Raw genomic sequence first — 20,742 nt, 5'->3', positions numbered from 1 at the left:
TTTCACGGTGGAGGAGCACCGAGAGTCCGGTGCATGGAACCAACATGCGACTGCCCTGCGGCTACGGGGTGCAGCCGTGAACGAGGGCAAGGTCAAACTCACGACATTGCTGCTCTGCCTGCTGCCCGGCGTCGGTTATCTGCTCGCGCTGTTCGGGCTGCCGCTGCTGCGCGTCGTCTATGGCAGCTTCACCAGCAATGAGGCCGGCGCAGCGGCGCTGACCCTCGATACCTGGGCACAACTGCTCGCCAATCCGGTGTTCACCGATGGGCTGTGGTTCTCGCTGTGGCTGGGCATCGCGCCGACCATCGTCAGCCTGATGATCAGCCTGCCGCTGTCGGCGCTGATGCAGGCCAACGAAAGCTCGCGGAACCTCTTCGGCACGCTCTACAAAATCCCGCTGGTGGTGCCCGGCATCGTCGCCGGGTTCCTCGTGCTGATCATCCTCGATCGCGGCGGCATGGCGACCCGGCTGCTCGCCCCATTCGGCATCGCCCTGCCGCGCCTCGTGCGCGACGAATGGGCCATCGGCGCCATCATCGCCTCGGCCTGGAAAACCGTGCCGTTCATGACGTTGATCATCGCCGGCGCCATGGCCTCGATCAACAAGGACATCCTCGCCGCCGCGCGCACCCTCGGAGCCGGGCGGCTCACCATCATCGCCCGCATCCAGCTGCCGCTGGCTCAGCCCGGCATCACTGCCGCGGTGCTGCTGAGCTTTATCGGTTCGCTCGGCTCCTACGTCATCCCGAGCCTGCTGGGCCCGACCTACCCGCTGCCGCTCAGCGTCCACATGTTCGACGAAGGCTTCAAGAAGGGGAACTGGCCGATGGTCTACGCCATGGGGACGCTCTTGAGCGTCATGGCGATCGCCGTGCTGCTCGCCTACTACGCCATCATCGGCTCGCTCGGCCGCAGCAAAGCGGCAAAGGGCTGACACCATGGCGACCAACCGCACCAAGCGTTCGCAGGCGCTCGTCGGCTTCGGCCTTTATGCCTACCTGGCGCTGACACTGTTCTTCCCGGTCGCCATCGTCGCGCTCTGGGCCTTTTATGACCCGGCTGTCGGCTGGTTTCCGCCCGATATCTTCCCGCGCTCGTTCTCACTCTCGGCCTGGGCGGAAGTGCTGGCCGATCGTCACGTGCTGCCGGCGGCGCTGCTCAGCCTGTTCGTCTCGGCTGTAGTGACGGTGCTCACCGGCGCCCTGGCCTTTCCGACCGCCTGGGCGCTGGCGCAGTTTCCGTTCCGGCTGAAGCGCTTCGTCGAGATCTTCATCCTCGCGCCGGTGATCGTCCCCGGCATCGTCGTCGCCGTCAGCCTCGGCGAGATCTTCTTTCGCTTCGGCCTCGCCGGCACCGTGGCCGGGGTCATCCTGGTGCAGCTGGTCGGCACCCTGCCCTTCATGATCCGCATCCTTACCGCGACGCTCGAGGGCATCCCGAACGAGCTGATCTTCGCCGCCCGTACCCTCGGCGCTTCGCCCTTCGTCGCCGTCACCCGCATCGCCCTGCCGCTCGCCTGGCCGGGCTTTGCCGCCGGTGGCCTCCTCACCTTCATCGCCTCGTTCGAGGAGTTCGAGAAAAGCTTCATGGTCGGGGCGCCCAAGGTGCGCACCCTTGCCGTGCAGCTCTGGAGCTATCTCGGCGGCGAGGTGCTGGTGCTGCCGACCGCCGCCGTCGTCACCTTCATCCTCCTCACCCCGATGCTGGTCATCTTCGTCATCGCCGAACGCCTCGGCAAGGACGACGTCATGGCCGCCGGCCTCGGCAAACTCTAGCCCTCTCGGAGCCTCAAATGCCCAACCCCTTCCTCGCCAAAGATGTCGGCTTCATCCGCCTCTGCGGCCACCGCGGCCACAATCTCACGGCGCCCGAAAACACCGTTGCCGCCTTCCGGGCGGCGCATGAGCTCGGCGCCACCAGCCTCGAGATCGACACCGTGCTCAGCGCCGACCAGCAGATCGTCGTGCTGCACGACCTGCTGCTCGACCGCACGACCAATGGCAGCGGCGCGGCACGGGAGATGACCGCCGCCGACATCGCCGCGCTCGATGCCGGCTCCTGGTTCGACCCGAACTTTGCCGGCACCCGCGTGCCGACCCTCGCCGAGACCATCGCTTTGGCGCATGAGCTCGACCTGGTGCTCGAGGTGGAGATCAAGGAGAAGGTCGACCTCGAAGCCTATTACGAGGCGCTGGCCCTGGTCCTCGCCAACCCTGCCGACCGCGAGCGGGTGATGATGATCTCCTTCGACCATGCCAGCCTCAAGGCAGTGAAGGCGCGCATCCCGGGGCTGCGCACCGGCGGCATCGTGCACGAGCAATTCCCCGATCCGGTCGCCGTCGCCCGGATGTCGGATCTCGATGAACTCTGCATCGATCTCGACGTCTTCGACCCCGCCGATGCCACGGCGCTACACCAGGCAGGCATCAGCATCCGCTGCCACGCCTATAAGCCGCGCACCTGGGAGATGGCCCGCCGCGCCGGCCTCGGCTGGGACGACACCCTGCCGGCCTGGCTCCGGTCCGGCCTCATCGACACCCTCTCGGGCGACGATGTCGGCTGGCTGCGCGACTTCCTCGCCAAGGCTGTCAGCTGAGCTTTCGCCCGCGAACAGGACTGTCACGATACTGTCGTGCAACTGTCACACACCACTGGGAATGTCCGGCGAGGCGACAGACGAGAAGGTTGATCGATGGCTGAGCACGCAGCGACTTCGCTGGCATCAAGCGCCGACCCGGCGGAGGTGGCCCGCATCGCCGACGCCATCGACCTCGGCGACCGATCGTCGATCTCGGTCTATGGCGAGCGGGCGCAACAGGCGGTCACCGAATACTCCGACCGCATCCTCGCCCAGGTGCGCAACAAGGATGTCGGGCAGGCCGGAAAACTCCTCACCGACATCCTGCTCAAGGCCAAGAACCTCGATCCGGCTTCGCTGAAAGAGCAAGGGTTCCTTGGCGGCCTGTTCGGCTCGGCCCGGGCCCGGCTCGAAAAGTTCAAGGCGCAGTTCGAGGATGTCGCCGGCCAGATCGACCGCATCGGGCTCGAACTCGACCGCCACAAGGATACGTTGCGCCGCGACATCGCGGTGCTCGACACCCTGCACGACGAGACCCGCGGCTCGATCCTCCGGCTCGACAGCTTCATTGCGGCCGGCAAGAGCTTCGCCGAGAAATTCCGCGCCATCGAACTGCCGCGGCTCAAGGCGGCGGCCGAGGTTGGTGCCTCGGGCGGCGCCGGGGACCTGTTGGCGGCGCAGGCCTACCAGGATAGCGCGCAGGCACTCGACCGGCTGGAAAAGCGCGTGTTCTACCTGCAGCAGGCGCGTCAGCTCGGCATCCAGCAATTGCCGCAGATCCGCATCGTCCAGGCCGGCGACGAGACGCTGATCGAGAACCTGCAGGCAACCTCAGCACTGACCGTTCCGGCCTGGAAGCAGAAGATGGTGATCCTGCTCGGGCTCACGCAGCAGAAGTCGGCGCTGGACATGCAGAAGACCGTCACCGACGCCACCAACAAGATGATCCGCGAAGCGTCGCAGATGATGAAGGACCAGGCCATCGCCATCGAGGAGCAGTCGCAGCGCGGCATCATCGATATCGAGACGCTGGCCCAGGCCAACCGGGACCTGATCGACACCATTGAGACCGTGGTCAAGGTGCAGGAGCAGGGCCGCACGAAGCGGGCCGCAGCCGAACAGCAGATGGAGCAGATGACGGTCGCGCTCAAGCAGACGCTGGCTGGCGCCTGAGCCATGCCGGTGCTGAGAGCTCTCGGTGTGGTGGTCGTGGCGCTCGCCGCCCTCGCACTTGCCGCCTGCGATCGCGAGTCGGCCAAAAGCTTCAGCTTCGTTGCCGGCTCCGAGAACACCGTGCTGCAGCCGATCGTCGAGGCGTTCTGCAAACAGCGGAACACCACCTGCACGTTCAGCTATGAGGGCTCGCTCGATATCGGCCTCGCGCTGCAAAGCGCCGACGGCGTCGCAGCGGACGCGGTGTGGCCGGCCTCCAGCGTCTGGATCGACCTGTTCGACACCGGCCGCAAGGTCAAAGACCTGACCTCGATCGCCCAGATGCCGGTAATCCTCGGGGTGCGCAAGTCGAAGGCCGAGGAGCTGGGCTGGATCGGCAAGGACGTGCTGATGGCCGATATCCTTGCCGCAGTGCAGCAGAAGCGCCTCAGCTTCCTGATGACCTCGGCGACCCAATCCAACTCCGGCGCCAGCGCTTACCTCGCCATGCTGTCGAGCGCGCTCGGCGGCAAGACGGTGATCGAACCGGGCGATCTCGACGATTCCACCGTGCGCGGCACCGTGCAGGCGCTGCTGCAGGGGGTGACACGATCCTCCGGCTCATCGGGGTGGCTCGCCGACCTCTATGTCGAGGCAGCCAAGTCCGGCTCCGGCTACGATGCGATGTGGAACTATGAGGCGGTGCTCAAGGAGACCAACGACAAGCTGAAGCCGCTGAACCAGGAGCCGCTCTACGCCATCTATCCCGCCGATGGCGTCGCGGTAGCGGATTCGCCGCTCGGCTTCATCGATCGGGGCACGGGACCTGAGACCGAAAAGTTCTTCACCGAGCTCGTCGCCTACCTGCAATCCGCCGAGGTGCAGAAGCAGATCGCCGCCACCGGCCGGCGCCTGCCGTTCTCGTCGGACGCCATCGCCGCAACGCCCGAGCCTGACTGGAACTTCGATCCGACCCGCATCGTGACCGCCATCCGGTTGCCGGAGCCGGCGGTGATCCGCCAGGCGCTCGACCTCTATCAGGTGGCGCTGCGCAAGCCCTCGTTGAGTGCGCTCTGCCTCGATTTCTCCGGCTCGATGCAGGGCGAGGGCGAACAGCAGCTACAGGCCGCCATGCGCTTCCTCCTCACCCCGGAACAGGCGAGCCAGGTGCTGGTGCAGTGGTCGCCCGAGGACCGCATCATCGTCCTGCCGTTTGATGGCCGGGTGCGCAGCGGCTTCGAGGCCACCGGCGATGCCGAGGCGCAGGCGGCGCTGCTCGCCGAAGTCGCCAACGAACAGGCCGATGGCGGCACCGACATGTATTCCTGCGCCGCCGATGCACTCACCAGGATCGCCGCCGCACCGGATCGCGACGACCACCTGCCGGCGATCCTGATCCTCACCGATGGCCGCAGCGAGGGCGATGCCCTGGGCTTCCTCGAGCAGTGGCGGCGCATCGAGCCGCATGTGCCGGTCTTCGGCATCACCTTCGGCGACGCCGACAAGACGCAACTCGATACGCTCGCCGCCGCCACTTCGGCGCGGGTGTTCGATGGGCGCGGCGACCTCGCCGGCGCCTTCCGCGCCGCCCGCGGTTACAACTGATCATGCTGCGCTGGTTCGGTAACGACCTGAACTGGATCGTCGCGGGGCTCGTCGCTGCCGCGTTGGTCGCCGGATTGAGCATCCTCGGCGGCGTGCCGTTCCTCATCGCCGTGATCATCGGCGGCCTGGTGTTTGCCGGGCTGGTGTTCCTGTTGACGCCGCGGCAGCTGTTCGACGGGGTCGACGAGAAAACCATTGGCAAGGGCCAGCTCGCCTATGCCCGCGACCTGCTCATCGAGGCCGCCGCGCCGCGGCAGCAGCTCGAACTGGCCGCCGAAGCGATCGACGATCCCGAGGTGCGATTGCGCGCCCGGCATCTGGCCGAGATTTCCGCCGATGTGGTCGGCAAGGTCGAGGCCAACCCGGCTAGCGCCACCGCCGTCCGGCGCTTTCTCAGCTACTACCTGCCGCGCGCCGCCGAGATTGCCGACGGCTACCGGCTGCTGGAGCAGAAGCGCAACCCCGATACCCAGCGGCTCACCGAGATCAATGCGGTGATGATCAAGCTCGAGGACGCCTTCGTGCACTATGCCGATGGTCTGGTCGATGCCGAACTCGGCACCCTCGATGTCGATCTCAAGCTCATCCAGGCTTCACTCAAAGAGGATCTCGGACGCTGATGGCCATCTCGCGGCGCGCCTTTGGATTGGGATTGCTCGGCCTCGGGGTGGCCGGCACCGGCGGCTACCTGGCGCTGCGCGACCGGCCGGAACTGCAGGGCCTGCTCGGCAACCGCACTGAGCTGTTCGGTTTTATCGGCGGCGAGAAGGAAGCCTTCCTCGCCGACCCGGACGTGGCCCGCGTCGTCGACGGCTACGGCCTCGAACTCGACGTCCGGGTCGCCGGCTCGGTCGAAATGGTGCGCGAGCCGGCACTGCTATCGCAGAACCCGCAATTCCTCTGGCCGTCCTCGTCGATCATGGTCGACATGGCGCGCCAGAACGGCATCAAGATCCGCCGTGACGATGTCGTGCTCAATTCGCCGATCGTCGTCTACACCTGGGGGCCGGTGGTTGCCGGGTTGATCAAGACCGGGCTCGTCACCTCCACCATGGAAGGCATCCAGCAGCTCGACCTCAAGGCGCTGCTCGATGCCATCCTCGAGGGCGCCGATTGGTCGGCGCTCGGGGTCGACGCGCTCTATGGCCGCTCGCGCATCGTCTCGACCGACCCGAGCCGCTCCAATTCCGGCTTCATGTTCGCCGGCCTGGTGCTGAGCCTCTTGTCCGGCGATGTACCCAATGCCACGGCCCTCACCGAGTTTGGCGACAAGGCGCAAGCCATCTTCCGCAATATGGGGCTGAAGTCGTCCTCGTCAGGCAAGCTGTTCGAGCAATATCTGGCGGGAGGGCTCGGCGCCGCGCCGATGATCGTCGGCTACGAGAACCAACTGGTCGAGTGGATCCTCGCCGATCCCCAGCGCTGGGCCCGCATCCAGGCGAGCACCTCGGCCCACCCGGCGGTGCTCTATCCCCGGCCCACCGTGTTCTCGGCGCATCCGCTGATCACCATCGATCCGGCCGCCGATCGGCTGCTCGAAGCTCTGACTACCCCCAAGCTGCAGGAGCTGGCCTGGACCCGGCATGGTTTTCGCGGGCCCCTCGGCACCGTCACCGGCAGCGTCGAGAGCGCTGTCGGCGGACTGCTGCCGGCGGAAATCTCGTCCGTGCTGCCGATGCCCGCCGCCGATGTCATGCTGTCGCTGGTCAGTAAGGTCAGCGCCTAGCCCGAGGAAAGCGGCAGACTTCGCGCCGGTTCATTGGTTGGCGCCGCTGAAATCGGCAACCAGACCACGGGCGCCCGGCACGATCACCACGCTGTCGCTGCCGCAATCGAAGAACTTCGCCATCGCTCCGAGGCCCCGCGCCACCCCGTTGGCCTGTTCAGCGGCGGCATCCACGATGGCGACAACGCAGCCCGGCGCATCGCGCAGCCCCACCTTGCTGACCACCAGCGCTTCGGCGCTGCGGCCATCGACGTCGATCAGGAAGCGGAGCACCGCCGCCTGGACCCCGTCTTCGTCCTCCAGCCATTCCACCGTTTTGCCGACGCTGTTGAAGGCTGAGAAGGTCTCGAACACCTCGTTGCGCACGCCGAAATCGACGTCCATCCGCGCATCGCCTTCCGACACGAAGACGTCGAACCCGCCATGCCCCGGGCAGCGGAGGTCCGCGCCACCCGCTTCCTCGTAGACCTTCAGCACCTCGCAGGCGTCGAGGTCGAGCGGCGTGTAGCTGCTCTGCGCCAACGCCGGTGCAGCAGTAAGGGCGATGACGGCAAACAGGACGCTGACCAATAGTGGGCGCACGGCGATTCTCCTCTGCTGACCCGCGAGTGTCAGCTGCCGGTGCGGAAAATGTAAGGCCCCGGCGAGGGGGTTGGTGCTGCGCCGATTATCGCCGGCCATCAACGCCACCTGAGCCAAACAGAAGCCGAACTCGAACGCCAGCGGCCCTCCGTCTCTACATCGCGCAAGACCAATTGCCGGCAATGCCGCGCCGTAACTGGGCTGTTGGCTGGACGCCACACTGCAATAACTGCGTGGCGCACTTTTCGACTGGCACGACCATAGACCACGGTGTAGTGGTATTGCTGAAGGACGGCATCGGTTCGCCACCTATGCTCAACGTCTACTTGCTGTATCTGCTACTTTGTCTTCAGAACTTATGGATGCATCACGCCGCCGAACCGGGATTTCGGCGGATCGGGAGGGGGCAGTGGATAAACTTGCGACGACCCAGGTGATCTGGGCGGAAACCATGCATCTGCGGGTTCCCGAGGGCGGCGACGCCTCTACGCTGAGCACCCTGCGGCGCCACATTGCCGCGGTGGCAGGCGACGTCCCGGGGACGTTCAACCGGTTCGAGGCGCTACCTGCGCAGGACGACCCCGGCCACGGCGCCGACGTGCGCGACAGCGCCGCGGCAGCCGAGGCGCCAGTGGCCGAAGACCTGAAGGGCCATCGCCTGATCCTGTGGCCGAGCGCCGACGGCAAGACGCTGGACACCACCCAGCTCGCCCCGCCCGCGCCGTGGACCACTGCCGCACCGGGGGACCTGATCGGCCGCTTCCGGGTCGCCGAGGGTGGCGCCGAGATCTCGGCCTTCAAGCAACTTGCTTCCATCGGCGAGCCGCGCTTCGTTTCCCTCGTTTCGGGCACCGGACTGCCGTCCGGAACGGGGGTCTATGCCCCGCGCGCCGCACAACGTCCCCTGGTTTCGAAGCGTGCCGAGGGCTGGGGGATCCTGCTTGCCGTGGTGGCAATCGTGCTGTTCGCCTTCGCCTGCCTGTGGTCGCTCAGCGTCGGCACCGTAAGCAGAGGAACCGAGACGGCCTTCGTCGCCCAGGTCCCCACCGGTTGCGAAACAGGTATCAACCCGCAGGATACCCGCAGCCTCTATATTGCGCCCAGTGCCTGGTTGCCGACCGCCGAGGGGCAGTCGCAATGCCAGGAGAAGTGGCAGGCCGCACTGTCGGCAACGCTCTCGACCCCAAACCAGGACTGGTGGGCCGGCGTCAGGAGCTGGCTCGCCGGCCTGACTGTTTCGGACCAGGGGCGAACCTTGTCGCTGTTCCTTCCCACCTTGCTGACCATGGCGGCCATTGCCGTGCTGTCGATTTCGGCCGGCATCGGCGTCGTCGGCCGGCCGCTTGGCCTGTTGATCGATAAGCGCAATCGCATGAGCCTGACGCGGGCCCAGTTTGCGCTCTGGCTGATCATCATCATGGGCGGGCTGACCAGCATCGCCCTGTTCAATGCGGGTTTCTGGGGCGGCGACCTCAACCGCGTGCAGGCGGGGCTGGCACACCTCAACACCACTGCCGGGGCCGATCAGCAGTTCGATACCTGGAAGGCCAACCTCGGCCGGCTGCTGGATTTCGTTCCGACAATGGACGCCGCGCTCTGGGCCCTTATCGGCATCACTGCCGGCACCACGGTGCTGTCGAGCCTGCTGATGGAACCCGGCAAGGGCGGCGCCTCACCCGGCGGCGGCCCGATGGTGCCCGAACGCCGCACCATCGTCCTCACCAAATCCGAGCCCAGCCAGGCCAAGCTCTCCGACATGGTGTTCGGCGAAACCGAGGACAGCGAGGGCGTGGTCGATTCCAGCCGGGTCCAGGCCATCGCCATTACCGGCTTCCTCGCCGCCATCTATGTCGGCCTCATCTTCGAAGCCGTGCGCGGCATTGGTGGCCTCACGGCGTCTGGAGCCGTCGGCAGCGGCACCCAGGTCTTCGCCCAGATGCCGCCGGCCGGCACCACCTTCCTGCTGCTGCTCGCCGCCAGCCACGGCGCCCTGCTGGGCGGCAAGCTGCTCGGCGCCTATCGCAGCCCGGGCTGACGCACGCGAGACAAGTGAACGGCGACATAGCGGAGAACCCGGATTCTCGGCGATTTCCGGGCGATGCGGCTCAGTGCCGGACAAGCATCTACATTGAATTCATTTGATTTCATCCGACGGGCCGATCGCCATCGACAGTCCTTGCGGTTAACATTTTTGCTTGCACCCCGATTTTCGGCATGCAACAAAATAATCAGCAGCGGCTGACCTGACGCATCTTTGCCACAATTTCAAAAGTGGTAGACGATGAGCAGTATCGCCTTGCGCGACATGGATATGTCACTCTGATAGAAATGTAACTATCGCGAACACTTGCACAAGGTGTGTCGATGGCTTCCGCTCTTATCGTGCCCGGCGTCCAGGTAAAGTTTGAATTCGAGCCCGCCCCAGTGCTCCCGGGCGCGACAGGCATACTCGGCGTCGTCGGGGTCACCGACTTCGGCCCGCTGACCCCGACGCCCGTCGGATCATTCTCCGAGTTCCTCGATATCTTCGGTCCCGGCAGCGCCTTCTCGATGCCCGAAGTGCGCACCGCCTTCATCAACGGCGTCAAGGAAGTGGTGGTGGCGCGCCTCGCGCCCGGCGCCGGCACCAAAGCCAGCCTACTGCTTCGAGACGACGAAAAGGACGATATCGCCATCCTCGAGGCGCGCGCCGAAGGCACCTGGGGCAAGGACCTGTCTGCCAGGATCGAGCAGGTGCGCACGCTCGACGGCAGCGGTGTGAAGCACGTCAACCTCACCTTGCTGCGCAACGGCGAAGTGATCGAGACGCTCAGCAACCTGGTGATGGACGAGACCAGCCCCAGCTATCTGTTCGACCAGATCAACTTCACCTCGAGAGCCATCGTCGCCTACGATCCGGTGCTGGCGAAATCGCTGCCCGAGGACGTGCAACAGACCGACCTGGCCGAGAGCGACCTGCGCCGTGCCGCGGCCAAGCTGCGATCGGGCGGCAGCGATGTTCTGCTGATCGAGGCCAAAAAGCCCGGTCGCCCGGGAAACAACCTGAGCGTCGCAGTGCGCGACGGTCGCTACGGCGTTGAGCATGCGGGCCTCGACATCAGTGCCAAGGCCGCCGGAAGCGCCGGGGCCGCGATCAGCTTTTCGGTGGAGAACAACGCCGGCAACGAAACCAAGCTCACGGTTTTCGGCGCCGGAGACCCGGTGATCTACACGACGACCGCTGGCGTCGACGACCTGCTGCAGAAAGCGGCGGTCAACCCTGACGTCGTCATCCGCAAGCTGCGCGACGCTCCTCTCGATGCCAAGGCCAAAACCAACCTCACCCGTCGCGTCGCCATCGACGTGATGGCCGACGGCAAGGCCACCGTGGTCTACCCGGATCAGTCTGGTCCCGATCTGGCCAAGCTCGACGATATCGAAAAGCTCAAGGATCCGCTGGTCGAGTTCAAGAAGGCCGAGAATGCGACCAACCTGCCGGACAATACCGGCGGCGTGCCGCTGACCGGCGGCCGGCCGATCGGCCAGGCCCTCGCTCTCAGCAATGGCGGCCAGGATCTGCTGGAACTGCAGCGGCGCGAGAATATTCCGCAGGTTGCCGCCGGCGATAAGATCGCGGTCGAACTGAAGCGAGGCAAGTCCAGCGTCGACGGCACGACGCCGGTGGTCAACCTCGCGGTCTTCCTCAACGGGCAACCGGTCGAATCCTTTGCCGACCTGACCATGGATCCCGACGATCCAAACTACCTGCCCGCGGCACTGCAGGGCTCACGCTTCCTCAGCGCGGTCGACCTGTTCGTGCGCAGCAAGCTCACCTCGATGCCGTCGAACAGCGGGCGGGCCCAACCGTTCAATGGCGGCACCTCGCCATCGGTCAACGACTACCAGGGAGCGCTCGAACGGCTCGAGAGCGCCGAGGAAGTCGACCTGGTGATCGCCTCGGTGGCGGGACAACTGAGCGACCCGGATATCGTCGCCGTGCACCAGCTGGTGCAGGCCCATTGCACCAAGATGGTCGGCCAGGTCCGCAACCGGATCGGACTCGGTTCGGTCGCCAGATCCGCATCGGGCGCGGCGGCCGGTACGCGCGTCCCCGCCATCCTCAGCCACGCCGACCTGGTCCGCAGCAATGATTTCGTGCTGACCGCGCCCGCTGGCTCGGAGGCGGCAGTGGCGGGGCTGCTGAGCCTGCAGGACTACTTCCAGTCACCCACCTTCAAGAACGTCGCCGCGCTCGGCGTGCCGCCCGGCGACTATTCGGATGCCGAGCTCAACCGGCTCGTCGCCGGCAATGTGCTGGTCGTCAACCAGAAGCGGCGGCTGGGCACCATCGTGATCAAGGGCGTGCTGACCGGCGGCCGGCAGATCAACGTGCAGCGCACGGCGAACAAGGCGGTGCGCGACGTCAAGGCGATCGCCGACGTCTATATCGGCCTGCTCAATAACGAGGGCAACCGTAACGCCTTGCGCCAGCAGATCATCGCCATGTTCCTGCAGATGACCAGGGATGGCGCACTGGTGCCGAGCACCGACGGCAAGGATCCACCCTTCAAGGTGGATGTGCATTCCACCCAGGCCGATTTCGCCAATGGCATCGTCCGCGTCGATATCGCCATCCGGCCGGTCCGGGCCATCGACTACGTCTACGCCACGATCCTCGTGCAGAACTGACGCCGGTTCTGACGCGTGAGTAATTCGGAGAGCAGGGCATGGCACAGGTCTACACTGCGTTCGCCTCGGAAGTGAAAGTGAACGAGGAGACGATCGCCGGTCTTCAGACCATCGAATATGCGGTCGAGCGCAACCGCACCAATGTCGGGGCGGTCGGCACCGACGAACGCGTGGCGGTGTATTTCGGGCTGCGCGTGGTGACCGGGTCGCTGGCGGTGGCGTCGGTGAACGCCACCCTCGACAAGCTGCTGGCCAGCGGCGAAAAATTCTCCATCAGCGCCACGCTCCGGCATGGTCCGGATGCACGCTCGGTGACGTTCGACGACTGCTACGCCGAGACCAAGGCCTTCGACATGGGCGCCGGGGCCCATGGCCGCACCGTCTACGGCTTCAGCGCGACCCGCGTCCGCGAGGAGTGATCGGTGGCCGCTCGCGTCGACATCCGTCAGATGCAGGTGCGCGACGGCGACCTTACTCTGCCATTCACCGCCGATGCCGGCGCCGGAACAGCGGTGCTCGATCCGCTGGGCCAGCCGTCGAAGCTGCGCACCGTGCGCTGGGGCGAAAAATGCCGCCTCGCCCGCTACGCCGATGCCGACCCGGCCTTCCTCGAAGCCCAGTTCCTGGCGCTCTGCAGCGATGGAGGCCCAGCCGATGCGGTACGCCGCCCAGCGCTTGTCGCCCTCGCGCTGTGGCTGCAAGGCACGGCCGCGCCTCCCTTGCCGCTCGATCCGACCGGGCTGGGCGAAGTGACGCTCGGGCTCTGCCGGACCCTCGGCATCACCCCGGTGCAACTGGGTGAAATGGCAGTTCCTGAGGTCGAAGCGCTGTGGCTTGCCCTCGGCCAGTCGGACACGGCTGCCACGACCACCGACGCCGATCCGGTCGCGGACGGCATGACCCGCATCGTGATCGAGCCGGACCCAAGGCCGGCGACGGACGACGTTGCGGAACGACCACCCGAGACCATGCCGCACGGAGATAAAGCAGTGGATCGACCCGTGCCGCGGTCGGCGCAAGGACAGCCGCAGCCGGCAAACGGGCAAGCTCCACGCCATACCGAGGACGCTGCGCCAATAGCGCCACGCACAGCATCCGCCTCGCCGGCGCCGGCTGTGCCACCCGCCTCCGCCCCGGGAAGCGACACACCACTGAGGGTTGTGCGAAATGCTGCTACCGCGGCCTCTCCCGGTCGGCTCGGCAACCGGTCCGCTCGGCGCGGTCCGCCCCCACGCTTCCGTATCGAAACTCCATCGCCGTCGGCGCCGGCTCCATCGGCAACGATCGAGACTGGACCCACACCCGTCGCGACGCCCGCCGTACCTGTGCAACGGCGGCGCATCGCCCCCGCCGCCTCGCCTGCCGGCGCCACGCGTTCCACCATTCCGTCCGCCGACGGCGCGCGAGCGCCCGCTCCGGCAGCCGTCTCGATCGTCGCAACCGCCGCGCCGGATGGCGGCGAAGGCGCCGCGATTGCCCTGGCGGGGCAGTTGGACACGCTGATCGAGATCGTCGCCCGCGCTGCCAACCACCGAAGTGCCGCGCCGCCCGATCCCGACACGTCGTTCGAGTCCTTCGGCGACCGGCTGGCCGAGGCGGTCAACGAGCTCGGCCTCACGGGGGCGGAGTGATGGCCACGCCAATGCTTGATGGCATCGAGCTCAAGGCCGTGCAGGTCATCCGGCAGGAGATCGAGCAGGATTATCGCCGCCACCGGATCGCCGGGCTCGATGGCACCGTGCACCAGCATATTGGCCGCCGCTCGCATCGCGTTACCCTCGCCGGTGTACTGCTGACCGCGACGGCCACCGACGACCTCGCCGCGCTGCAAAAGAAGGCGGCGGCCGGCGACGAGGTGACGTTCACCGCCGACATCGCCACCGCGCTCGACATCGATCGCATGGTCATCGAGGCATTCGCCGCCGAGCAGGCCGTCGGGGTCAACGGCCAGACGGCCTATGCGATCGTCCTCGCCGAGAGCCCGCCGCTGCCGCCACCGGCGGAAGTCAGCGCATTCGGCGGGCTCGGCGATTTCGGCCTCGGCGAGCTCGGCTTCGACCCGGGCGCCCTCGGCGACCTGGTGTCCGATATCGCCGACCAGGCCGGCAGCGTGATGGAACTGGCAGCCGCTGCGATGGGCGCCATCGACAGCCTGACGGCGATGGCAGATCTCGGCAGTCTCGGCGACGTGGCCAAGCCCGTGGCGGACGCGCTTGGGGAGGTCGGCAAGCTCGACGACACCGTGGCCTCGGTGCGGGCCGCCGCTGCAAAGCTGCTCGGTTGAGGCATGGCCATGACCTCCCTGCTCCGCCCCGCCTACCAACTGACAATCGCCGAGCAGCGCTGGACCCAGCAGGTCATCAGCATCGACCTGATGCTGGCTGCGGCCCCCAGGTTCGATCGCCTTACCGTTACGCTGCCGGCCGGCGCGCCGCTCGAGGCTGCGCCCGAAGACCCGATCCAGCTCAGCCTCGATGGCGGGGAAGGCGCTGAACTGGTCTTTACCGGCATCGTCTCCGGCATTCGCCGCGGGCTCGACCGGATCACCGTCAGCGGCATGGGCGTCCTCGGCCAGTTGGCGCGCCATCGCCCGGCCGCAACCTTCGAAAATCTCAGCGCCGGCACGGTGATCCGCAACCTCGCCGACGACGCCGGCCTCGCCACCGGCAACATCGTCGATGGCGTGATGCTGCGCTATTACGCGGCCGATCCGTCGCGCAACGCGACCGAACACGCAACGCGGCTTGCCGCCTGGTCCGGCGCAATGCTGGCGGCGGCGCCCGAGGGTGACCTCACGGCGACCATCATCGACGCGACCCAAGCCGACATTGCCTTGCGTTACGGGCGCGAACTCACCCGCTTCTGGCTCGACGAAAGCCCGGCGCCGCACCAGGTCACCGTCACCGGCGAAAGCGGTGTGGGCGATGCCGCGTCCGAGGACGCGCTGCGCCCCACCACCGACTTCTTCGGCGGCAACCGTCCGCAAGGCCCCGGTGCGGGGACCCAGTGGGAATGGGAGCCGGCCCTCCGTACGGTCGAGGCCAGTGCCACCGCCAGTGCCGCCCGGCGACGCATGCTCGCCGCCACCCAGGGCAGCGGCCGGCTCGAAGCCTTCCTCGTGCCGCGCCTGCGCCCTGGTGCGGTGATCGAGGTACAGGACCTGCCGGATGGCCTGGCGAGCGGACCCTACTGGCTGGACACGGTGCGCCATCGCATCGGCCCCGCCGGCGCATCGACCACCGCCCGGCTGATGCGGGGCGGTGACAGCTTCGATCCGCTGGCCCTGCTCGGCTCGCTCGGCGCTGCATTGGGAGGGCTGCTGTAACATGCAGGAACTCGTCCAGTCGCTGCGCCGGATCGCTCGCTACGAAGCGATGCAGAACAACCCGGCCTGCCTCGGCGTGGTCACCTCGGTGCAGGGCGGCACCGACGACCATAGCTGCACCGTGGAGCTGCGCGAATCCGGCGTCGTGCTGCCGAACGTGCCGATCGCCGTCCCCTTCATGGGCTTTGCGGCGCTTCCCGCGCAGGGTGACCTGGTGATCGTGCAGTTCCTCGGCGGGGACCTCCATGCGCCGGTGGTGGTGGGCCGGCTTTACAACCAGAAGCTGAAGCCGCCGGATAACGAACCCGGAGTGGTCGTCACCCAGTTGCCGCCCGACGCCGAGCCCGACCGGCGGATGGAGCTTCGGGTGAAGACGCCCGGCGACGGCTCGCGCGAGCTGACGCTCGTGCTCGACGGCGAAGTGCGGGTGGCGATTACCGTGATGAACGAAGGCATCCGGCTCGAGACCGGAGCGCTCAAGGTCGACCTGCAGCAGACCGGCGCCTCGGACGGCGTGATCACCGTCTCAGCGGGGGACGCCAAGCTGACCATGAAGCAGGCCGGAGACGTGAGCATCGAGACACCCGGCAAGCTCACGCTCAAGGCATCGAGCGTCGAGATCTCCGGCGACACCGCCGTCAAGATCGCCGGCCAGATGATCGACCTCAACTGACGGAGACCTATGGTGGGACAGCCCGCAGCCAAAGCCAATGACCAGATTACCGGCGTCGACATCCACATCGTGATGGTGCCGGCGGTAGTGATGGTGCCGACGCCGCTGCCGCATCCGTTCACCGGCATGTTGAATGGCGGGCTGATCGCCAATGTGCGCGTCGGCGGCCTGCAGGCCGCCGTGGTCGGCTCGACCGCCGACAACCTGCCGCCGCATCTGCCGACTCCGCCCGGCGTCAGCTTCCAGAAGCCGCCCAGCAACAAGGGGACGATCCAGCGCGGCAGCGCCACGGTCCGCATCGGCGGCAAGCCGGCGGCGCGGGCCGGCGATATCGCGCTGACCTGTAATGATCCGGCCGACGCGCCGGTGGGCACGGTCGTCGCGGCCGGAACCGTGATGGTGGGTGGGTAGCGGCATGGCGGCAGGCACACCCCTCGTTTCGACCGACCTGGCGATGACGCGCTACAACGGCACGCCGTCGCGCGCGCCGCTCGACGCCGCCGATAGCTGGGGCACGCTCGACCTGAAATTGGCTCCCGGCATGATCGGGACTCGAACCAGCGGTAAGGACGACATCGACACGGTCGCCGGGCGGGCCAATCTCGCCCAGGCCCTGGTGCTGCGGCTGCTCACCCTCAAGGGGTCGCTCGCGCCGCTCGGCCACCCCGACTATGGCTCGCGCCTCGTCACGCTGATCGGTGAGACCAGCAATGACACCACCCGCCATCTGGCGCGCCTCTACGTCATCGAGGCAGTGCGGCAGGAGCACCGGGTCAAGGCGCTGACCTCGCTGCTGGTCGAGCCGGTGCCAGGCTTCGCCGACACCCTGCGCATCACGCTCGCGGTAGAGCCGCTGCATGACGACGACCCCCTGTCCCTGACGTTCGAGTTGGCGCTATGAGCTTCGTCGTCCGCCGCTATCCCGATATCGTGCAGGACGTGCTGACCACGCTGACCAAGGGCGTATCCGCCGAGCACCACCAGGTCGCCGCTTACGACCCCGATGCCCGCCCGGTCGTCATCCCCGACATCATGTTCACCGCCCGCCCGGCCCGTCGGGTGTCGGTGGTGCGCGGCTGGTCCGTGCCGCAGCCGGGCGCCGAGCCGGTTGAGGTGCTGTTCTCGCTGAACGAGTACGAGCTGATCCCGGCCGCCACCGACCCGGATGTCTATGACGGCATCCGGTTCCGCCCACTGGCCAAGCGCAAGCCGGCCCCCGGCTCCACCCTGACGGTCAACTACTACCCCCGCAGCGCCGAACCGACGCCGATCACCGATCTCAATGTCGGCAGCGTTGCCCGCACCATCGTCGAAGCGATGAGCCGTGAGTTGGCCGGCCTCTACGTCCAGCTCGGCATTGCCTATGACAGCGCCTTCGTCGAAACCGCAACCGGCTCCTCGCTCGACCAGGTCGTAGCGCTGCTCGACCGCCAGCGCTTCCGCGCCGGCCATGCGGTGGGCACCGTGACCTTCACCCGCCGCGCCAGCGCCACCGGCAGCATCAGCATACCCGCCGGCACGCTGGTCACCGATGTCGCCGACAAGGTGCGCTACATCACCAGCGAACGCTTCGACATGCAGGCCGGCGAGAGTGTTGCCAAGGTTCGGGTGCAGGGCGCGCTGCGCTCGACCCGGGCGGTCGAGGTCGGCGAGCTCTCAGTGGTGCAGCGCGCCATTGCCGGCATCGAGAGCGTCAGCAACGAAGAAGCGACCGTGCTTTCGACCGCCGACGAGAGCGACGAGGCGCTGCGCGCCCGCACCCGCGATGCCTTGATTGCCGCCAACAAAGGCACGCTCGAATCCATGCGGCACGGCCTCCTGGCATTGCCCGACGTCACCAGCGTCTCGATCGTCGAGATGCCCAACGGCGTCGCCGGCGAGATCGCGGTGTCGGTGCAGCTCAGGGAGCCGTTGTCCGAACTGCCCGACACTGTGAAAAAACGCATCGAGGAGCTGCGGCCCGCCGGCATCAAGGTGATCCAGCAGCAAGCCGCGGTCACCAGGCTCGCCGCGCTGGTCACGCTGGTGCTGGCCGGTTCGTCCCGCACCGCTCCGGAGATCGAAGAGATCAAGCGCGGGGTCAGGGCCAAGCTGGTGGCATATGTCCGCGACAAGCCGGTGGGCCAGCTGGTGCGGAGCAAGCCGGTGGTGGCAGCGTTACTCGGCGACCCGCGCATCGCCGACCTGACCCTCGGCATCGGACCGCTGGGGCAGCCGACCGCCGATGGCGCGGACTTCCAGCCCGAGGAAGGTTCAGGAGTCGTGCTGGACGACAAGGATATCGGCTTCGGCACGCTGACCTATGCCGATCCGCTTGGCCCCGCCGGTCCGCTGGTTCGCGTCGAGCTGCGCGCCTCGATTGGCGCCACGCCGATCGGTGGGACCTCGCTGGAGGAGATCCGCACTGAGCTCAAGGAGCGGCTGACCGCCTATGCCAGGACCTTGCGGCCGGGCCTCAGCGTCGATGCCAACTCGATCCTCGGCGCCTTGCGGGATGACACGCGCTTTGCCATCGACCCGCTGCAGCTCAGCGTCACGCTGACGGCGCTCGACCAGTTCGTGACCATCGCGGTGAACGCTCCGCCGTTTGAGGTCATGGGCAACCAGCAGTTCGTGGTCATTGCCGTGGAGCTCAGGCAATGAACACGCTGGACCGCATCCTCGAGCTGTTGCCGGCGCCCTACAGCATCGCCAAAGACAGCGTGATCGCCGAGCTCGTCGCGGCCTTCGCCCTCCAATACGACGCTATCCAGGAGGACATCGAACGCCTGCGCCGCACCCACTGGGTCAACCAGGCCTATAGCTTGGAGGATCTCAAGAAGATCGCGGCGCTGTGCGGGGTGGAGGCGCTGCCCTATGAGACGCTCGAAACGCTCCGTGCCCGGCTGCTGCCGCTGGTCGAGGCCATGCTCTCGGGCGCCCTTGCCCCTGCCGATATCCGGCTGTTCGTCGAGACCTACCTGCGCAATGCCGAGGATGCCTGTTCGTCGGTGTTCATGCCCGGACTGGTCGAGAACCCGGTCGCCGATCCCTGGACAGCTCCAAAGCAACGCCCGCGGTTCAAGCCGCTCGCGCTGGAGGAGTTCCCTGAGCGGCCGCGCGGCAGCCCGACCTTGCGGGCTCGCGGTGGGCTGGTCCCCGCCCTGTTCCGCTGGACCGAGACCAATACCGGCCTCGATCACGCCATTCCGACGCTGCGGCTTGTCGGGCTGGGCGGCCGGCGGACGACGGCGCCGCTCATCGCCAACCTCACCACCGGCGACATGATCCTGTTCCCCGACCGCATCGACGCCGGTTCTGAACTGGTCATCGCCCCCCGCGACGCGACCGACCGGACGCTGACGGCAACACTAAACGGCGAGGATGTCAGCGCCAGGCTGAAAAGCCTGTCGGGCTTCGTCCTCGGCACTTCGTTCGACAAAGCACAGTTCGACCCGGTCGCACAGGTCCCGCCATTGCCTCGCGGCCCCAGCGAATGGATCTACTTCAGCCTTGGCCTCTATGACGTTCGCGGGCTCGACCATTTCTCCTTCGCCCTCGCCGATGACGCGTTGCGCGAGGGGATGTTCGACGAGACCAGCTTCGACCACGCCCTGTTCCCGGCTGGCCCGATTGGCCAGCTCGAGATGAGCTGGCGCGAGCGCGAGGCAGCCTCGTTCGAAGTCGTCGTGCCGCGCACCATCGTCAGCGAGCCGGCAGGCGTCGACCTGCCGATGCGTCCGCACCAGCTGGTTGCCGACGCGCTCGAGCGCAGCATCGGCGCACTGCACGCCGCAGGTGTGCGGGCAGTGGTCCGCTTCGCGCCCTTCGAGGAAGTGCAGCGCCAACAGGTCCGCCATTGGCGTCCCTGGGTCCTGCTCGACCCCGAGCAGGGCCCTGCCGGACGCAATGACCGGTTCGATTTTGGTTTCCGTCTTGGGGAGGGTGGCCTTGGCACAGCCCGGTTCGAATAGCGCGCCTCGCGGCCGCATGGTGCTGCAGGTCCGCTCGGCTGACGGCGGTCTCGTCGCTGAGCGCGACACCACCAACATGGTGCTGCGCGGCGGCGCGCGCCTCATTGCCAACCTGTTTGCCGGCATTGGCGGCGCCGGCCGGATCGACAGCATCGGCATCGGCTTCGCCGGCGAGCCGGGCAATTCCGAACTGCTGGCGCTGACCCCGCCCGATGCCGCGCTCGCCATCCCCGATGCTGCCTTGAGCACGGCGCTGCCGCCCGAGAGCTTTGAGATCAAGGACGATCTCGCCGGCTTCGTGCGCGTCAACGTCTCGGCCCGCTTCTCGCCCAGCCGCGAAATTGCCGGCGTCAGCGAAGCCGGGCTGCTGGCCGGGGACACGCTCTACAACCAGGTGATCTTCGAGCCCGTGACGCTGCGCAACGGGCAGGACGTGACGTTTTTCTGGCAGATCGATTTCCCGTTCGGCTGATCACG

The 20,742-nt window shown here is 67.0% G+C and carries 20 protein-coding genes; 19 read left to right on the top strand and 1 reads right to left on the bottom strand.

The window, feature by feature from the left end; all coding sequences use genetic code 11:
* Positions 1-76: 76 nt before the first annotated feature.
* The 7 genes from VW23_RS02520 to VW23_RS02490 all read left to right on the top strand — a co-directional run bounded on the left by VW23_RS02520 (position 77) and on the right by VW23_RS02490 (position 7,064).
* Positions 77-937 (top strand): ABC transporter permease, encoded by an 861-nt coding sequence (locus VW23_RS02520; protein WP_069908017.1) that lies wholly within the window; start codon positions 77-79, stop codon positions 935-937.
* Between the two features lie 4 nt (positions 938-941).
* Complete coding sequence (locus VW23_RS02515) at positions 942-1,778, top strand: ABC transporter permease (protein ID WP_084645445.1); 837 nt, start codon at positions 942-944, stop codon at positions 1,776-1,778.
* A 17-nt stretch (positions 1,779-1,795) separates the two neighbouring features.
* Complete coding sequence (locus VW23_RS02510; RefSeq protein ID WP_069908016.1) at positions 1,796-2,599, top strand: glycerophosphodiester phosphodiesterase; 804 nt, start codon at positions 1,796-1,798, stop codon at positions 2,597-2,599.
* A gap of 96 nt (positions 2,600-2,695) precedes the next feature.
* Positions 2,696-3,754, top strand: a complete 1,059-nt coding sequence (locus VW23_RS02505) for a toxic anion resistance protein (RefSeq protein ID WP_069908015.1) — start codon at positions 2,696-2,698, stop codon at positions 3,752-3,754.
* A 3-nt stretch (positions 3,755-3,757) separates the two neighbouring features.
* Complete coding sequence (locus VW23_RS02500) at positions 3,758-5,338, top strand: substrate-binding domain-containing protein (protein WP_141728195.1); 1,581 nt, start codon at positions 3,758-3,760, stop codon at positions 5,336-5,338.
* Positions 5,339-5,340: 2 nt separating this feature from the next.
* Entirely contained in the window at positions 5,341-5,958 is a 618-nt protein-coding gene (locus tag VW23_RS02495) for a 5-bromo-4-chloroindolyl phosphate hydrolysis family protein (protein WP_069908014.1), read from the top strand.
* Positions 5,958-7,064: a hypothetical protein gene (locus tag VW23_RS02490; protein WP_069908013.1), complete on the top strand. Its 1,107-nt coding sequence runs from the start codon at positions 5,958-5,960 to the stop codon at positions 7,062-7,064. The genes VW23_RS02495 and VW23_RS02490 overlap by 1 nt, the downstream gene beginning before the upstream one ends.
* Positions 7,065-7,094: 30 nt before the next feature.
* Here the strand turns inward: VW23_RS02490 and VW23_RS02485 are convergent, their stop codons facing one another.
* Complete coding sequence (locus VW23_RS02485) at positions 7,095-7,646, bottom strand: hypothetical protein (protein ID WP_141728194.1); 552 nt, start codon at positions 7,644-7,646, stop codon at positions 7,095-7,097.
* Positions 7,647-8,055: 409 nt separating this feature from the next.
* On the opposite strand from VW23_RS02485, the gene VW23_RS02480 reads away from it, so the two are divergent.
* The 12 genes from VW23_RS02480 (at position 8,056) to VW23_RS02425 (ending at position 20,737) form a co-directional block, all read left to right on the top strand.
* Positions 8,056-9,681 carry a hypothetical protein gene (locus VW23_RS02480; protein ID WP_069908011.1) on the top strand — a complete coding sequence of 542 codons (1,626 nt, stop codon included), beginning with the start codon at positions 8,056-8,058 and terminating at the stop codon, positions 9,679-9,681.
* A 329-nt stretch (positions 9,682-10,010) separates the two neighbouring features.
* Positions 10,011-12,314 (top strand): hypothetical protein, encoded by a 2,304-nt coding sequence (locus VW23_RS02475; protein WP_069908010.1) that lies wholly within the window; start codon positions 10,011-10,013, stop codon positions 12,312-12,314.
* Between the two features lie 38 nt (positions 12,315-12,352).
* Positions 12,353-12,733: a hypothetical protein gene (locus VW23_RS02470; RefSeq protein ID WP_069908009.1), complete on the top strand. Its 381-nt coding sequence runs from the start codon at positions 12,353-12,355 to the stop codon at positions 12,731-12,733.
* Between the two features lie 3 nt (positions 12,734-12,736).
* Positions 12,737-13,945 carry a hypothetical protein gene (locus tag VW23_RS02465; RefSeq protein WP_069908008.1) on the top strand — a complete coding sequence of 403 codons (1,209 nt, stop codon included), beginning with the start codon at positions 12,737-12,739 and terminating at the stop codon, positions 13,943-13,945.
* Positions 13,945-14,598, top strand: coding sequence for a DUF6046 domain-containing protein (locus tag VW23_RS02460; RefSeq protein ID WP_069908007.1), 654 nt, complete (start codon positions 13,945-13,947; stop codon positions 14,596-14,598). The genes VW23_RS02465 and VW23_RS02460 overlap by 1 nt, the downstream gene beginning before the upstream one ends.
* Before the next feature lie 9 nt (positions 14,599-14,607).
* The gene (locus tag VW23_RS02455; protein WP_141728193.1) at positions 14,608-15,639 is read left to right on the top strand and encodes a hypothetical protein; all 1,032 of its coding nucleotides are present in this window, start codon (positions 14,608-14,610) and stop codon (positions 15,637-15,639) included.
* A 1-nt stretch (position 15,640) separates the two neighbouring features.
* Positions 15,641-16,312, top strand: a complete 672-nt coding sequence (locus VW23_RS02450; protein WP_069908005.1) for a phage baseplate assembly protein V — start codon at positions 15,641-15,643, stop codon at positions 16,310-16,312.
* Positions 16,313-16,324: 12 nt separating this feature from the next.
* Positions 16,325-16,723 carry a PAAR domain-containing protein gene (locus VW23_RS02445; protein ID WP_069908019.1) on the top strand — a complete coding sequence of 133 codons (399 nt, stop codon included), beginning with the start codon at positions 16,325-16,327 and terminating at the stop codon, positions 16,721-16,723.
* 4 nt (positions 16,724-16,727) lie between these two features.
* Positions 16,728-17,213 carry a GPW/gp25 family protein gene (locus VW23_RS02440; protein WP_084645444.1) on the top strand — a complete coding sequence of 162 codons (486 nt, stop codon included), beginning with the start codon at positions 16,728-16,730 and terminating at the stop codon, positions 17,211-17,213.
* Positions 17,210-18,955: a baseplate J/gp47 family protein gene (locus tag VW23_RS02435; protein ID WP_069908004.1), complete on the top strand. Its 1,746-nt coding sequence runs from the start codon at positions 17,210-17,212 to the stop codon at positions 18,953-18,955. The genes VW23_RS02440 and VW23_RS02435 overlap by 4 nt, the downstream gene beginning before the upstream one ends.
* The gene (locus VW23_RS02430; RefSeq protein WP_069908003.1) at positions 18,952-20,265 is read left to right on the top strand and encodes a hypothetical protein; all 1,314 of its coding nucleotides are present in this window, start codon (positions 18,952-18,954) and stop codon (positions 20,263-20,265) included. Before VW23_RS02435 ends, VW23_RS02430 begins: the two co-directional genes overlap by 4 nt.
* On the top strand, positions 20,243-20,737 hold the full coding sequence (locus VW23_RS02425) for a hypothetical protein (protein WP_141728192.1): 495 nt from the start codon (positions 20,243-20,245) through the stop codon (positions 20,735-20,737). Before VW23_RS02430 ends, VW23_RS02425 begins: the two co-directional genes overlap by 23 nt.
* Positions 20,738-20,742 lie beyond the last annotated feature (5 nt).

This window comes from Devosia insulae DS-56 (assembly GCF_000970465.2).
In the GTDB taxonomy this organism is placed as follows: Bacteria; Pseudomonadota; Alphaproteobacteria; order Rhizobiales; family Devosiaceae; genus Devosia_A; species Devosia_A insulae.
Note: the sequence above shows the minus strand (reverse complement) of the source record. Positions and strands in the feature narration are given on the sequence as shown.